Below are 16,044 nucleotides of genomic sequence, written 5' to 3'. Positions count from 1 at the left end.
TAACAAACGATATTGAATAAAGGATGGATAACATGCTTCAGCTCGAAGAAATGCGATTGGCACTTTCCGCCCGAAAGCCTGAGCTTTTAGATTTGGCGGAGGCGATAAACTACAAAAGACTGGGTGATCAGGTAGCTGAGCTGGAAATGAAGGCGGCTGAACCGGGCTTTTGGGACGATTTAACCAATTCTCAACAGGTACTTTCACGTACAAAGCAGCTTAAAAACCGCATAGAGGAATATGATGCGCTGACCATCCAATACGAGGACGCTATGACGCTCATTGAGATTGCGCAGGAGGAAAACGATGAAAGCGTCCTGCAGGAAATTGAAGCGCTCAGCGAAAATTTTCTTACCAAGCTTGATGAAATGAAACTCTCTACGCTGCTAACTGGCGACTATGATGACAAAAATGCGATTATGACCTTTCACGCGGGCGCAGGTGGTACAGAGGCACAGGATTGGGCGCAGATGCTTTATCGCATGTATACCCGATGGGCCGAGCGCCACGGCTTTGCTTATAAGATTGTCGATTATCTCGACGGGGATGAGGCAGGGTTAAAAAGCGCCAGTATCATCATAGAAGGCCTTAATGCCTACGGCTATTTAAAGTCGGAGGGTGGGGTGCACCGCCTGGTGCGCATCTCTCCGTTTGATTCCTCCGGCCGGCGGCACACTTCGTTTGCCTCGCTGGAAGTTATGCCTGAAATTGACGACACCATCGAAGTGGATATCCGCCCCGAAGATCTTCGCACCGACGTCTATCGTGCGAGTGGTGCAGGTGGACAGCACGTCAATAAGACCTCGTCGGCGGTCAGAATCACGCATATTCCCACCGGGGTGGTGGTCGCCTGCCAGAATGAGCGTAGCCAGCACCAAAACCGAGATATGGCGATGAAGATGTTGCGTTCCAAACTGGTAGAAATCAAGGAGCGCGAGCATTTAGAGCACATTGAAGACATCAAAGGTGTGCAGAAAGAAATTGCATGGGGCAGCCAGATACGCTCCTATGTGTTCATGCCCTATACACTGGCTAAGGATCACCGCACAGGATTTGAGTCGGGCAATATCAATGCCGTTATGGATGGTGATATCGACGGCTTTATCAATGCCTATCTCAAGGCGGCTAGTTTAGGTGCGCTTGAACAACAATCTGAATAACAGTATGAACCGCACAGCGCTGTCTCAATACATGAGACAGCGCTGTTAATCTTATTAGGCAAAAAATAAAACGTAGTATGTATTAATTAAATTCTTTAAAAAACAAATCAGAAAACACATCACTCAAGCATGCTTGTTGATGGCCTTTTGATAAAGCTCCAGCAGATATTTTGCGATGCTATCGCTGCTGCGCTCTCTGACTGATTCGCGTACCGAGTCGCTCAGCGCCTTGTGCTCCTGAGGGGTCAGGTCGTGCAGTCTTTTCATGATCTGACCAAACTCCTCGGCACTTTCAAATAGAAAACCGTTTACACCCACCTTGATCTGGTCAATATTGTCAGGGTCGAGCCTTTGTACCACAGGTAGGCCGGAAGCCTGTGCTTCCAGCATGGAGATGGAGTACATCTCGGAAAGCGAGGCGGTTGCATAGGCGTTGCAGCAGGCATAATAAGGCGGAATATCCTCGTGCGCCACCGCGCCGGTAAAAATAACGCGCTCATTGATGCCAAGACTGATTGTCAGCTGCTCCAATTCTTCGCGCGCGGGGCCGTTGCCAATAATCATTAGGTAAGAATTACTCTCGGGGTCGATTTGTTCCTTCCAGAGTCGAATGAGATTATCGACGCCTTTTTCTTTACCGATGCGCCCGCAGAAGCAGGCGACAAAGGCGTTTTCGGGTATCGAATACTTTTGGCGTATGGCAGCGCGCTGTTCCGGCGTAGTGGCGTCTTCGGTATAGTTTTCAAGCTCGACCGAGTTGGGGATGACGTAAACCTTTCGGTGAACGCCAGCGTTTGCCAGATAATCAACGCACTTTTTCGAGGGGCCGGTTACGATGTCGGCACGGCGTGAGATAAAGCGTATGTAATTGTGGGAAATGCGCCGCACCATGTCGGTGAGGGGCCGCGGGGCGATATAGTAAAGATAATCATCGTACATGGTGTGCAGCGTATAAACCAGCGGTACATTGAGCGCTCGCGCGGCGCGTATGCCCGCCAAACCGATGCCGAATTCCTGCTGAATATGGATGATATCAGGATTGAACTCCCGAATCTTCTTTTTAAGTGTGATGCTCAACGGGCTTGAAATCCCATAGCCGTAAATCTTTTTGACTTCCAGTGCGGGGCAGCGCAGGACACCGTCCTGAATGACATGTTCGCGCACGTTTTTATCGGCGGTGACAATCAAAACCTCGTGCCCGTTATGCACCAAGCCCTCACGTAAAATTTTAACGTGCGTAACGACGCCGTTGAGATAGGGGAGATAGGTCTCCACAAAAATAGCAATTCTCACAACGTTTCCTCCGGATAATTTTTTGTCTGCAATCAGGCGGATTGTCCGTTTTTTAAAAACGCAATGCGCTGCAAAAGCGACGTTTTTTGAAGAGCGACGGCCGAGCTTTGGGCCAAGCGTTAACATTAAAATGGAAAATAGTAGTTTCGCGGCTATTATACCATTAAGTTTATAAAAAGAAAACCGCAAAAGTGTTTTTAAAACGGACAATAGGTTTGAAAAATAACCAATCTTCTTGTATAATGAACCCATAGTGTAAAAAGTTAAATGATAAGGTGCTGATAGGCATGTCGACAAAATTTCACATAGCGCTCTCTAAGCTAATTGATGAATTTAAGCTGGAGACAATTTATCTCCCCATACCTGCCGACCAAATTAATATTTCCAGTTCCGAGGTCAATCGTCCCGGCCTCCAGATGGCGGGCTATTTTGAGGTGTTTGACAGCCACAGGGTTCAGATTCTGGGCAAAACCGAGATGAGTTATCTGCACACCCTTGAAAAATCGGTGGCGGCAGCGCGTCTTGAACGCCTTTTTTCCATGAAACCACCCGTGGTTATCATTACCCGCAGTCTGGAAGTGTGCCCGCCGCTGATTGATGCGGCCAAGCATGCGCAGATTCCGTTGTTGCGCACCGACGAGAACACTTGTTCGTTTATGTCCTCGCTGATATCTCAGTTGAATATCGACCTTGCTCCGCGCATCACCCGTCATGGCGTGCTCATGGAACTATTTGGCGATGGTGTGCTTATTTTGGGTGAAAGTGGCGTTGGTAAAAGTGAGGTGGCTGTTGAGCTGATAGTGCGTGGGCACCGTCTGGTGGCGGATGACGCCGTCGAAATCCGAAAGGTGTCCAGCAAGGCACTGGTCGGAACCTCTCCAGATAATATCCGGCATTTTATGGAGCTGCGTGGCATAGGTGTTATAAATGCGCAGCGAATGTTCGGCATGCGCGCCGTTAAGATCGCCGAGAAAATACTGCTCATAGTACAGCTTGAGCCATGGAATGAAGAAACGCCCTACGATCGTTTGGGCTTTGAAAATCAAGTTATGGATATTTTGGGAATCAAGATACCCTGCGTGACTATTCCAGTTAAGCCGGGCCGGAATTTGTCGGTCATTATTGAAGCGGCCACCATGAATCTTCGGCTTAAAAAGCTGGGCTACAGTGCGCCGCACGACTTGATGCGCAGCCTTGGCATGCCGGAGGATGAACTGCCTCCGGTGGAAAAGATCGCGATAAACAGCTATTGGCAATAACGCTTTTAGGAGGAAACCCAACCGATGTCGCAAACAGAAAACCTGAAAGTAAAGCTTGGGCAAGCGGGATGTTTATTTTTGTGCGAAGAGCCGATGCGCCGGCACACTTCTTTTCATATAGGGGGTCCGGCCGAGATTTTTATTACGCCCGCGAGCGAGGCGCAGGCGATGCAAGCGCTTTCTCTTTGCCATGCGGCATCCATTCCGGTGTATGTCATAGGCAACGGTTCAAACCTGCTGGTGGCAGATGAGGGTCTGCGTGGGGCGGTGATCGCCTTTTCGCAGCCGATGAGCAGCATTACCCGCAAAGGTAATACACTTTCGGCCCAGGCAGGCGTGACGCTCTTGCAGCTTTGCCGTTTTGCGCAGCGGCAAGGCCTTGGCGGTTTGGAGTTTGCCTATGGAATTCCGGGTAGCGTCGGCGGCGCGGTATACATGAATGCGGGTGCCTACGGCGGCGAAATGAAGGATGTAGTGGTCTCAGCCCGTGTACTTGATAAGATGGACTGCTTTCTCACCATACCGGCTGAACAGGCGGGATTTGCTTACCGCAGCAGCCGTTTTCAAAAGGAAGGGCAGATTGTTTGTTCAGCCGACTTTGAATTGAACCCCGACACGCCCGAGGCGATTGACACACGCATGAAAGACATCATGGCACGGCGTGTTACCAAGCAACCGCTGGAATTCCCAAGCGCAGGCAGCGCGTTTAAGCGCCCTTCAGGCGCTTATGCTGCTGCGCTGATAGAAGAATGCGGCTTAAAGGGCTTCTCGGTTGGTGGTGCGCAGGTCAGCACCAAGCATTCAGGATTTGTCATCAACACCGGCGGTGCCACCTGCCGCGATGTGCTGGCACTTTTGGAGGCTGTCAAAAACGAAGTCTGTCGACGTACTGGCGTACTGCTAGAGCCCGAGATTAAATACCTTGCATAAAAAGAGGATACCAACATGGATTTTTTAATTATTACCGGCCTTTCGGGTGCTGGAAAGTCGCAGGCTGTACATGCTCTGGAGGATATCGGTTATTTTTGTATTGACAATATCCCGGCTGAGCTTTTAGAGCAGTTTATTACATTGTGCCAAACATCTGCCCGGCATGACAAATATGCCGTTGTGGTGGATATCCGCAGCTGTTGCTATTTTGATGGTTTTAGCGAAACAAAGAAAATGTTTACCGATAAGGGTTATAATGTACGCACTCTCTATCTGGATGCTGCCGACGAGGTTTTGATTCGGCGTTTTAAAGAGACGCGCCGCAAGCACCCGCTGATGGACGATTCGGTCAAGGTTTTACAGGAAGCCATCATGCTTGAGCGTAAAGCCATGAGCCCATTGCGTGAGTGCGCCGATTATCTGGTTGATACTTCAACGCTTTCTACCGCACAGTTAAAAGAGCGCATTGTGTCGCTGTTTTTTTCCAAAAGTAGTAACGCCATGGCTATTACCGTCATGTCATTCGGCTTTAAATATGGCATTCCGGCGGATGCTGACATTGTACTGGACGTGCGATGCCTGCCCAACCCGCATTATATACAGGAACTGCGTCCGCTCACCGGCTGTGATAAGCGGGTGAGCGACTATGTTTTTAGTTTTGAAGAATCCAACGGGCTGATGGCCCGTTATAATGATATGATCGATTATTCATTGCCGCTCTATGTGCGAGAGGGCAAAAGCAGTCTTGTGATTGCGTTCGGTTGCACCGGCGGCCGTCACCGCTCAGTTTCGTTCGCCGAGCGGGTCGGAGAACGCCTAAAAGAAAGCCACGATTTACTTTTGGTTTTGCACCGCGATTACGAACGTTGATGAGGTGACGCAGCTTGTCTTATGCAGCGCGTGTCAAAGAAGAAATATATCTTTCTCGACCGTCAAAAAGCCCACAATACAGGGCTTTTTGCTACGGTCTGCTTTTAATGGGCAAAAAGTTTGATAGTCAGGGTGTTTCCATTTCTACCGAGCATCTGACCGTATCAAAGCTCTATGGTTTTGCAATCAAGGACGCTATCGGCGTACATGCGGCCTTTTCAGAGCAGAAAGCGCCACGCGGTGCTTTGCTTTATACCGTGGAATTAAACCGCCCGCAAGATGCTACGCGGTTACTGCGCAGTTTTGATCACAGTGAAGATCTTTTTAATCGGGAACTGATGTCGGAAGAAAATTTCGCAAAATTTTTCTGCGGAGCCTTTATGGCCTGTGGCACTGTCAGCGAACCTTCCAAAAGTTATCATTTAGAGCTTCTGCCGCCTGACGACTCGCTGGCGGACATGCTGTTTGAGCAGCTGGCAATTGTCGGCTATCCGCCAAAATCAACGGTACGCCGTGGGCAGACGGTGCTTTATTTTAAAGAGAGTGAGCAGATTGAGGATCTTCTAACCATGATCGGTGCCACCCGCTGTTCGCTGGAATTGATGGAAACAAAAATATATAAAGACCTGCGCAACCGCGCCAACCGAGCGGCCAACTGCGATGCCGCGAACGCTGGAAAGCTGTTTAAGGCGGCAGAGAAGCAGCTGTCCGATATTCAGCTTTTGCGCACGCATAACCTGCTGGAAACGCTGCCCCCACAGACAATGGCGGTAGCCCGGTTGCGGGAAGAGAATACCGAGGCGTCGCTTTCTGAACTTTCAAAGCTGTCAGGGCTATCTCGCTCAGGAATTAACCACCGCTTTAATCAGATTGCACAGGCTGCCCAACAGCTGCGAAACCAAGAGGAGGTGGTTTGATGAATGATTTCGTCCACCTGCATCTGCATACTGAATACAGCTTGCTCGACGGTGCCTGCCGCATAGACAGAGTTCTTGAGTACGCTAAAAAAATTGGCCAGTCCGCCGTTGCTATCACTGACCACGGCGTAATGTACGGCGTCATCGACTTTTACAAGAAGGCGAAGGCCGTGGGGGTCAAGCCCATCATCGGGTGCGAGGTATATGTCGCGCCGCGAAGCATGCAGGATAAAGTACACCGCATCGACTCTTCGCCCCATCATTTGGTTCTGTTGTGCAAAAACATGACGGGCTATCAGAACCTGATTTCGTTGGTGTCGCACGGTTGTATTGAGGGCTTTTATACTAAGCCGCGCGTCGATATGGCGCTGTTGGCGCAGAAATCCGAGGGGTTAATCGCCCTCTCTGCCTGCCTGTCAGGACAGATTCCCCGCCTTCTGATGGCGGGAGACTACGATGGTGCTAAACAGGCCGCAGAAAAACACATTGAAATTTTTGGTCGAGAGAACTATTATATCGAGGTGCAGAACCATGGCATTACTGAGCAACAGCGCATTTTGCCAATGCTGCGCCGTTTAGCCAACGAGCTTGAGGTGGGCATTGTCGCGACTAACGATGCGCATTATATCCGCCGCGAGGACAGCCGCATGCAGCATGTGTTGACCTGCATTCAGACCAATACCACCGTCGACAATTCCAGCATGGAGTTTTCCACCGACGAATTTTTTGTTAAGACTCGCGACGAGATGCAAAAAGCACTGCCCGGCTTTGAGGATGCGATGGATACGACCCTGAAAATTGCCGAGCGTTGCAATGTGGATTTTACATTTGGAGAACTAAAGCTCCCGAGCTTTACAGTGCCGGACGGTCGGGAAAACCGTGAATATTTTCGCACGAGCTGCTATGAGGGGCTGCGTCGTTACTATGGTGAGAATCCTTCGCAGGAGGTTGTAGACCGGCTAGAATACGAGCTTTCGGTTATCGAAAAGATGGGGTATGTTGATTATTACCTCATCGTACATGATTTCATCGCTTATGCTAAATCACAGGGCATTCCGGTTGGCCCAGGCAGAGGCTCAGGTGCGGGCAGCCTAGCGGCGTACTGCATCGGCATCACCGGCATCGACCCGATGAAATATCACTTGATTTTTGAACGCTTTTTAAATCCTGAGCGTGTCAGTATGCCGGACTTTGATATCGATTTCTGCTATGTCCGCAGGCCGGAGGTTATTGAATATGTCGTCCGGCGCTACGGGGCCGACCATGTGGCGCAGATCATCACCTTCGGCACCATGGCGGCACGCGCCGCAATCAGAGACAGCGGCCGTGCATTGGGTATGAGCTATCAGCAGGTGGACGTTGTAGCTAAGCTGGTGCCCGCCGAATTGGGTATTACGCTTTCTAAGGCGCTGACCTCCTCAAAGGACTTTAAGCGCCTGTATGACGAAGACTCCGCCGCACACGATTTAATCGACGTGGCCATGAGTCTTGAGGGTATGCCACGCCACGCCTCAACCCACGCAGCGGGTGTCGTAATCTCCAAAGAGCCCGTGGAAAGGTATGTGCCTTTACAGAGTGGGGAGGATGCGATTGTGACGCAGTTTCCGATGGGAACGCTTGAGGAACTGGGTCTTCTTAAGATGGATTTTCTGGGGCTGCGAAACCTCACGGTTATCGCCGACAGTGAAAGTATGATACGCAAAACAACCCCCGGTTTTTCTGCTGATGATATTTCGCTTGATGATGCTGCGGTCTATGCCATGTTCTCAAAGGGGCATACCGAGGGCGTATTCCAGTTTGAATCGTCCGGTATGCGACAGGTGCTGATGCAGTTGCGCCCCGAACACATGGAGGATTTGATCGCAGTTATCTCGCTCTATCGCCCCGGTCCGATGGAATCAATTCCTCGTTATATTCAGAACCGGCATAAGCCGGAGCTGGTGACCTATAAACACCCCAAGCTTAAAAATATCCTAGACGTTACCTATGGATGCATTGTCTATCAGGAACAGGTCATGCAGATCTGCCGTGAGTTGGCGGGTTTCTCTTACGGGCGGGCCGATCTTGTGCGCCGCGCCATGAGCAAAAAGAAAGCCTCTGTCATGCAAAAGGAGCGCGAGCATTTCATCTACGGCATGAAAAATGACGATGGAACGGTTGAGTGTGCAGGTTGTATCGCCAATGGTATTCCAGAGGGCATCGCCAGCGACATATTTGACGAGATGAGCGCTTTTGCTGCCTACGCGTTTAACAAATCGCACGCGGCGGCCTACGCTTATATTTCGTATCAGACCGCTTGGCTGAAATGTCATTATCCCAAGGAGTATATGGCGGCGCTGCTGACCAGCATATTGGACAATACTTCAAAGGTTGTGTCTTATATCGGAGAGTGTGCCAGATTGGGTATCCGCATCCTGCCCCCCGATGTCAACGAGAGCCTTGAGGAATTTTCTGCTGCCGAGCAGGGGATACGCTTTGGGTTGCTTGCTATCAAAAACCTTGGACGAGGTGTGGTGCGCGCGATACTCGACGCGCGGGAAGCCGACGGGCGATTCACCGATATCTACGACTTTTGCAACCGTCTCTACGGCTCCGATCTGCGCCGCAGAAGTCTGGAAAGTTTAATCAAATGTGGCGCCTGCGACGGATTTGGCCTGTCGCGGCGTGCGCTGCTCTCGGGCTGTGACGCGCTTTTGGAAGACATCGACCGGGTACATAAAGCTAATATTTCGGGACAGGTCAACCTGTTTGATAACCTTTCTTCCGATGCAAATAATTCTAACCAGCAGATTGCTCAACAACCGGAATACGAACCCTCGCAGCTTTTGAAGATGGAAAAGGAAATCATCGGACTTTATGTTTCGGGGCATCCATTACTGGCTTATCGCGATTTAATTGCGTCGTTGCCGGTGACATGCGTCTCCGATATCATCGCTTCCGCCGAGAATAGAACTGAGGCATTGCACGACGATGCCAGGGTCAGTATTGCGGCAGTGGTAGATACCAAAAAACTGAGTATCACCAAAAAGGGCGACACGATGGCTTACCTCACTGTTGAAGATCTTACCGGCAGCATCGAGGCGTTGGTCTTTCCGCGGGTGCTTGAGCAATATGCGGCGCTGACCGATGTCGACCGATTGGTGGTTTTAAGCGGAAGGCTCTCTTACCGCGAGGACGAGGATCCCAAACTGATTTTGGAGGAGGCTCGGCCGATGGACGAAATGGGAAGTGTCTCTCAACAGGCTGGCGTTTATACCAATAAAGTTAGACCGCCGGAGGAAAAAAAACACAATAGGGCGGCGAGGCCGGGGCTATATTTAAAGGTTCTCACGCCGGACGCGCCCGAATGGCTCAGCGCACAAAAATATATGGCGGTATTTGACGGGAACACGCCGGTTTATGTATACTTTACAGAAAGCCGTCAGCTGACCCTTGCGCCACGCAGTATGTGGGTTTCGCTGTGCGAAGTGTTGCTGCGGGTTCTGAAGGAAGAGTTAGGTGAACAGAATATAGCGGTAGTTGAATAGACTGCTGTTTGATATCAATTGTATGGGAGGATTTGTTATGATGAGGAAAAAGGCAATCGGCATATTAAGCAGCGGTGGAGACGCCCCCGGCATGAACGCCGCGATACGCGCAGTGGTACGCATGGGCATCAATCGTGGATTTTCAGTCGTGGGTATTAAGCGTGGATATACCGGGTTGCTGGCCAACGATATGGAAGATATGCACTTGCGAAGTGTCAGCGAAACTCTTCAGCGCGGCGGCACAATGCTCTATTCTTCGCGCTGCCCTGAGTTTTCAGAGGAACGCAATATCATCAAGGCGGTTGAAATCTGCAAAAAGGCCGGTATTGGCACTCTGGTTACCATCGGCGGCGACGGCACATTCCGCGGTGCACTTGACCTGTGCCGCCATGGATTACCCTGTATCGGAATTCCGGGTACCATCGACAACGACATTTCCTCCTCAGATTACACAATAGGCTTTGATACCGCCATCAATACCGTAGTACAGATGGTCGACCGCGTGCGCGACACCTCACAGTCGCACGATCGTTGCTCGGTCATCGAGGTTATGGGGCGGCATGCGGGGCATATCGCGTTACACGCGGGCATTGCCTGCGGTGCGTTAGCGATACTGGTGCCGGAGATTGAGTTTTCCATCGAGCGGGATGTGGTGGCCAAAATGGTCAGCACGTTGCGTTCCGGAAAACAGAACTTCATTGTTATGGTGGCTGAAGGCGTTGGAAGTGCGCCGGAGATCGCCGAGCAGATTGAGCGGCTGACTGGCATTGATACCAACGCAGTTGTGTTGGGCCATGTTCAGCGCGGCGGAACTCCCACCGCTAAGGAGCGTGTGATTGCCAGCGTGATGGGGCACCACGCAGTCGAGCTTATTGAGCAGGGCGCAGGAAAACGCGTAGTAGTCTACCGTCAGGGCAAGGTCGTGGACATCGACATTGAAGAGGCGCTTGCTATGCACAAGGGCATAGATATGAATCTATATCGCGTCGCCAACGATATTTCCATCTGAAGTTAAGCTGTGTTGTGCTCGGGCAAAGATTTTTTGTAGAAAAGGCAAAGTTATTTGTAAGCTTTAATAATAAAAATAAAGCTCCTTGGGGAAGTTTTAAGTGACTTTTCCAAGGGGCTTTTTGCGTTAAAAATGCGATGATTATGCCATTATTTCGCAGCCCATACTATGGTCGTTCCTGTTTTCTAGTCAGCCCTATTTGACTGATACCTGTACAAAAAACTTTGCCCTTTTTACAAATATTTGTTGCCCGAGACATAGAGTAGGAAATAAAATAAATGGTCCATACATGGGAATTTGAAATTATAATAATATTAAATTCATATTCAGGCTAAAAACAGATGACAAAAGGCTAAAACTATTGAAATATGAATTTAAATAGTTAGTAATCATGCAAATTTTCATTATCATAGCTTCCCATGTCTTAGCCAAAAAAGCCAAATAAGACTCGGGGAAGACATGGGAACACACTTGGGAGCAAACATGGGAAGTGTATTTTTAGATTTAAATAACATGGGGGTATGACATGTACAAGCAACCCAATAAGCGTAAAGTAATCAATTTCTACAGCAACAAATCAGAAAAGTGGCTACCAGTCTTTGATGATTTATCAGAGCGGTATGCGATAAAGTTAGAAGCTGATAGCACAATTACTGAATTCGAAACCAATGTTCAACTTAATAGCTGGTCATCTGAAATTGATATGACTAACATCTCAGTTGCAACCTCGTGTGTGTTCTGCTCTGATTTTTTAATCAGGTGTGCTAATGGAAAATCCGCAATAAGAGAGGTTGCCACCAGAAGCCGCCTGGGCAGAAGTGACTTTCTCGAATATCTTGAAATCTCACGACGTTTTTGGCAGGCGAAAGGTTACACAGACTGGGGCGTGATATCTTCATTGGAGGGAAAGTAGGATGCTGAAAAAGGGTGGCGTTTACAAAACCAATGAACAATCGTTTCGCCTGATTGATTTTAATGCAATCTCCGCAGTAATTATAGAAATCAATACGCAGACGGCACCGAGAATTGTTTCAGTAGCATATGTAGAATCAATGAGTAGCCCGGATATTGATGCCACCGAACGCTTTGTGCATGAAGATGAGCTTACAGAAAAGCAAAAAGCTATCCGTGACAAAAGGTATCAAGTCATTGAGGACATGTTGGATGACAAACAGTGTATTTTTGATTTATCATTCCGAAATGAGAAAATAAAGGCTGCCGCTGCCCAAAACAACCTTTCTGTGAGTACGGTAAGAAATTATGTTTTTGAAGCGTGGCGATACAATGGAAAAGCATCTTTAAGTACTATATTGATTAGAACCGTGATGTGTGGATAGATATGGGAAAGTGGTGATTCTTTTGAATAAACTAAAAAAGTGTGCATTATGTGGTTTGGAACTCATGCCCAAGGTGACAGCGCCGTGCGATAACCTCTCACATGGCTTAGGTAAGTGTTGAAACGCGTGGAGAAAAATCGGTGGATAAATGCTAAAAACCTTATTTTAATGCGGATTTATCGGAAGGGTTTAGAATTAATTAGAGATTGGCTATCTGCTTGATTGTTGAAATGCATAGGGGTTTATTGAGATTAGTCCACGTCTCTTTCTTCCGTGCCGCAGCACGGTGAGGCCGGCGGAGCCGGCCGAACATCCGCGCGTAGCGCGGGCCGCCGCCGCCCCCAGCCGCGCTGAAAATCCCCCTCGTTATTCTCTTAACTTGTGGGTAAAAAGTCGTGTATTTAGGGGTAAAAAATAACGGCCGGCACAAGTTGTTGTAGCGAACAAAACTTTTTACCCTAAAAGCCGCGTATTTTTACGGACTTGTTAAGGGAATGAAGAGCGTCATTACTTCGGTAATGGCGCTCTTTTTTTGTACCCAAAAGAGGGGACGAGTGGCTCCGCTCCGTCCTTCGTCCTCCGCTCCGCCACTCGCCTGCGGCGCTCATGCCCAAGGTGACAGCTCCGTGCGCGAGCATCCCTAACGATGTCAGCTCCTATGAGTGTAATGTGGCGCTGAATATTGGAAGGCTTTTCATACGAACCAAAAACATTGCAGGAATCATATACCTCTGATTTTTTGGTTCACTATGTAAATGGCGATGAAAAGGTATTAGACGTCCTCCAACAGAAAGCTTCAGGGTCCAAGAAGATGATGGAGCTGCTTGATATTGGAGGCCAATGTGAAAAAGGCAGTGCGTAAATACTAGTTGACTATGCACAAACAGACCTTGCATTATGCGTACATAAAAATGCTGCAAGAGTTTTATATGGACAGTGGAGGAAAGTTAAAAGATGATTTTCCATCGTACAGGAGCTTTAAGCATTACTACGATAAGAATCGCAGTCTCGTAAACGAAATCATAACACGCGAGGGAAAAAGCTATTTCTGCCGTAATGCCAAACTGGTAACAGGCACTGTGTATGACTACGTTGATGATATAGGTGTTTACTTCTGCAATGCTACTAAATGTGATATAAGCCTAATTAGTGAAGTAACAGGAGAGTTGATTGGCAGACCAATTTTATATTTGGCAGTAGGCTCTTGTAATTTTTAAAAGACTATCTCATAATAAAAAGGAAACTGACAGCTTCAGGAGGCGACAATTTGGTTATCATATTTTTAGGCGCTCTATCACATAGTGAAAAAGAACTAGTCAACCAGATTTTTAAAGATTCCAATGTGAAGTTTTATAACATATCCTTTCAAATGCTACGTTCTCATTCGGATGCGGAGGAGGCTGTTTCAGAGGCCTTTTTAAAGATTATGGACCATATTGAAAAAATAATAGGGCTGCCCGGTCCCAAAATCATCCCTTACTGCGTTGTAATAGTAAAGAATGAATCGGCAAATATTTTAAGAAAACGAATTAAAGCTGTCCCCTTGGAAGAGCTTGAAGCTTATGACGGCAGTGATTATTCTGAGATTGAAAATATGTGGGAACAAAATATTGACAGAGAACAATTGATTTTCGCAATCGAAGAGCTTTCCGACGAAGAAAAGTATCTGGTCTACTTGCGCTATGCAAATGATATGAACTTCAAAGAGATTGCTGCTTTACTGGGTGTCAGCGAAGAGACAGCTAAAAAGAGAAGTTATCGCATCCTTAAAAAATTACGTATCTTTTATAAGGCAGGTGATAAAAATGTCCAGCACGTTTAATGATTTGATGGGTGACGTATGCATACAAGCGCTGGTGGATGATTTTGAAGCACTTGAACGGTCTAGTTTTAACGATATGCCGGTTCGGTCGCTCGCTGCGGAAGAAGTTGCGACATTGGCTCAGAAGATAGCGGCACTGCCGCTGGAATATATGAATACGCTCTTCATTAAGTATTATTTCAACTTCTCACCTGAAGACACCGACACTATGCTGGTAACGACGCATTCTGCTGGCAGGCTGCGGTATGCCAAAAATATGTTATCACACTTCATGGGATTGGATGGCGCCATAATTGATGACCATTCCATGAGACTTGCTTGCGAGGCGGCTCTTTCGGCGTATGTTGCCCAAAACGTTCCAGACGTATGGCGTATCCCGAAGTATTCCAACGCCTTCAGAAAGAAGTTGAAGCTGGTTAAAGCCGCTCAGAAATCTTCGAGTATGGTAATGGCTATCATGAAACGGGTGGCGGTCTTCATCCTTATTTGCGCCATCAGCTTCTCAACCGCGCTTGTGGCGAACGCTAAATTGAGAGGTCGATTCATGAACTGGGTCGTTGAGACATTCCCGAAGTTCAGCATTTTCATTACACAGACCGAAGAACCGCCTTCTGAGGCTGCTCTAAGTCAGAGCGATATCGCTTTGGGCTATCTTCCGGACGGATATGTTTTGAACGATGTTTCTCAAGGCAGAAATATACTCAAATATAACTTTTTAAGTGGAGAGAAGGATAAAATGCTTACGATATCCTTTGAGGTTACTAAAGCGGAAGTTAAAACATATTACAACACGGAAAATTCTGAGATGCAGCGTGTCGACTTTAAAAATCTTGAAGCATATGCCTGGCAGACTGACAAGAAGACCTACCTTGTTTGGATTGAAAGTGACATTGAGTGCCGGATATCAGGTAATCTTGACTATAAAGAGATTATAAAAATTGCTGAAAATGTAGAATTTAAAAAATAATTAAACAAATGTGTCCCTTTTTTCCTCCTTATACGTTATATAGGTGGGAGCCTAAATAACAACAAGGAGGATTTCTTATGAAAATGAAAAAAGCAGCAGTAAAAATCGCAGCATTTATCCTGATTGTCGGTAGTATGGCAATTACAACTCCGGCGGCACAACCCCAAAGTGTGCAAACACTTAGAACGGGCGATGTCATCATTACGCCTTTTTGGGTAAATATCAGCGAGATAGCACCAAGAATTGACGCAGAGGGCACGACGCTATATTCTGAGGTATCTATCACAGCGGAAACTCCCTCTGCAAATATCAAAGGTACCATGTATCTCGAAAATATTCGTCCGGAAGATGGCGGTCGGTAAAATCAGAGTTTAGGGAATTATATTATTTCCCAAGTAGATACGTTTGCTAATGCTGTCTATGGCAGTGCTAACGCCAAAAAGACTAAAAAATATTATTACCTATATGGGGAATATGATGTTGCCTTAGTGAATAACCCCGGCCCTTATCATAAAGGCATCGACCTTAAATGCACAACCTCTGGCGTGGACATTAAAACCGCACACTCTGGAAATTTAAAGCATAATGCTACCTATGGTGCCGCATGCATACAAGCAACTTATGGCTCATCCCAGAGAACCTACACATATGCCCACATGACGAATCTGAAGTCTCCAGGGGCTGTGACAGCCCGCGTTGACACTATCGGTAAGCAGAGTAATAAGGGTGCGAAAGGTGAACATCTTCACTTTGAAGTAAGAACCGCTTATAAGACAACATTAGCCGACCCCGCAAATTCTTGGCAGACAGAAACCACTTCGCCGTATAGCGCTATGACAATAGAACTTAGCGGACGAAGCTTGACAAAAAAATAAAGGTTAGTACTGAAAGCCTAATAACCAAGGGCGTTTTAATACGCCCTTGGTTATAAAAAGTAACGGGAGGATGGATAT

At 47.8% G+C, this 16,044-nt stretch carries 13 protein-coding genes; 12 read left to right on the top strand and 1 reads right to left on the bottom strand.

All coding sequences use genetic code 11. The annotated features are described in order from the left end of the window. Positions 1 to 32: 32 nt before the first annotated feature. Complete coding sequence (prfB, locus tag RBH76_02640) at positions 33 to 1,160, top strand: peptide chain release factor 2 (protein WMJ84337.1); 1,128 nt, start codon at positions 33 to 35, stop codon at positions 1,158 to 1,160. Positions 1,161 to 1,283: 123 nt separating this feature from the next. Here prfB and RBH76_02635 read toward each other — a convergent pair whose 3' ends face one another. Further along, a complete protein-coding gene (locus tag RBH76_02635; GenBank protein ID WMJ84336.1) occupies positions 1,284 to 2,453 on the bottom strand; it encodes a glycosyltransferase in 1,170 nt (389 codons plus the stop codon). 287 nt (positions 2,454 to 2,740) lie between these two features. On the opposite strand from RBH76_02635, the gene hprK reads away from it, so the two are divergent. The 11 genes from hprK (at position 2,741) to RBH76_02580 (ending at position 15,453) form a co-directional block, all read left to right on the top strand. Then, positions 2,741 to 3,712, top strand: a complete 972-nt coding sequence (gene hprK, locus RBH76_02630) for an HPr(Ser) kinase/phosphatase (GenBank protein ID WMJ84335.1) — start codon at positions 2,741 to 2,743, stop codon at positions 3,710 to 3,712. Positions 3,713 to 3,736: 24 nt separating this feature from the next. Next, a complete protein-coding gene (murB, locus tag RBH76_02625) occupies positions 3,737 to 4,642 on the top strand; it encodes a UDP-N-acetylmuramate dehydrogenase (protein WMJ84334.1) in 906 nt (301 codons plus the stop codon). Between the two features lie 15 nt (positions 4,643 to 4,657). Beyond that, positions 4,658 to 5,512, top strand: coding sequence for an RNase adapter RapZ (rapZ, locus tag RBH76_02620; protein ID WMJ84333.1), 855 nt, complete (start codon positions 4,658 to 4,660; stop codon positions 5,510 to 5,512). 14 nt (positions 5,513 to 5,526) lie between these two features. After that, a complete protein-coding gene (whiA, locus tag RBH76_02615; protein WMJ84332.1) occupies positions 5,527 to 6,429 on the top strand; it encodes a DNA-binding protein WhiA in 903 nt (300 codons plus the stop codon). Further along, entirely contained in the window at positions 6,429 to 9,956 is a 3,528-nt protein-coding gene (locus RBH76_02610; protein ID WMJ84331.1) for a DNA polymerase III subunit alpha, read from the top strand. The genes whiA and RBH76_02610 overlap by 1 nt, the downstream gene beginning before the upstream one ends. Positions 9,957 to 9,996: 40 nt before the next feature. Continuing rightward, positions 9,997 to 10,965, top strand: coding sequence for an ATP-dependent 6-phosphofructokinase (locus RBH76_02605; protein ID WMJ85188.1), 969 nt, complete (start codon positions 9,997 to 9,999; stop codon positions 10,963 to 10,965). Positions 10,966 to 11,491: 526 nt separating this feature from the next. Further along, positions 11,492 to 11,878 carry a hypothetical protein gene (locus tag RBH76_02600; protein ID WMJ84330.1) on the top strand — a complete coding sequence of 129 codons (387 nt, stop codon included), beginning with the start codon at positions 11,492 to 11,494 and terminating at the stop codon, positions 11,876 to 11,878. A 1-nt stretch (position 11,879) separates the two neighbouring features. Next, on the top strand, positions 11,880 to 12,302 hold the full coding sequence (locus RBH76_02595) for a hypothetical protein (protein WMJ84329.1): 423 nt from the start codon (positions 11,880 to 11,882) through the stop codon (positions 12,300 to 12,302). A 1,267-nt stretch (positions 12,303 to 13,569) separates the two neighbouring features. Next, positions 13,570 to 14,124 carry a sigma-70 family RNA polymerase sigma factor gene (locus tag RBH76_02590; GenBank protein WMJ84328.1) on the top strand — a complete coding sequence of 185 codons (555 nt, stop codon included), beginning with the start codon at positions 13,570 to 13,572 and terminating at the stop codon, positions 14,122 to 14,124. After that, complete coding sequence (locus tag RBH76_02585) at positions 14,108 to 15,091, top strand: DUF4367 domain-containing protein (GenBank protein WMJ84327.1); 984 nt, start codon at positions 14,108 to 14,110, stop codon at positions 15,089 to 15,091. Before RBH76_02590 ends, RBH76_02585 begins: the two co-directional genes overlap by 17 nt. Positions 15,092 to 15,168: 77 nt before the next feature. Continuing rightward, the gene (locus RBH76_02580; protein WMJ84326.1) at positions 15,169 to 15,453 is read left to right on the top strand and encodes a hypothetical protein; all 285 of its coding nucleotides are present in this window, start codon (positions 15,169 to 15,171) and stop codon (positions 15,451 to 15,453) included. Positions 15,454 to 16,044: the final 591 nt, after the last annotated feature.

Source organism: Oscillospiraceae bacterium MB24-C1, assembly GCA_030913685.1.
In the GTDB taxonomy this organism is placed as follows: domain Bacteria; phylum Bacillota; class Clostridia; order Oscillospirales; family Ruminococcaceae; genus Yanshouia.
This window is presented reverse-complemented; position numbering and strand designations above follow the sequence as displayed.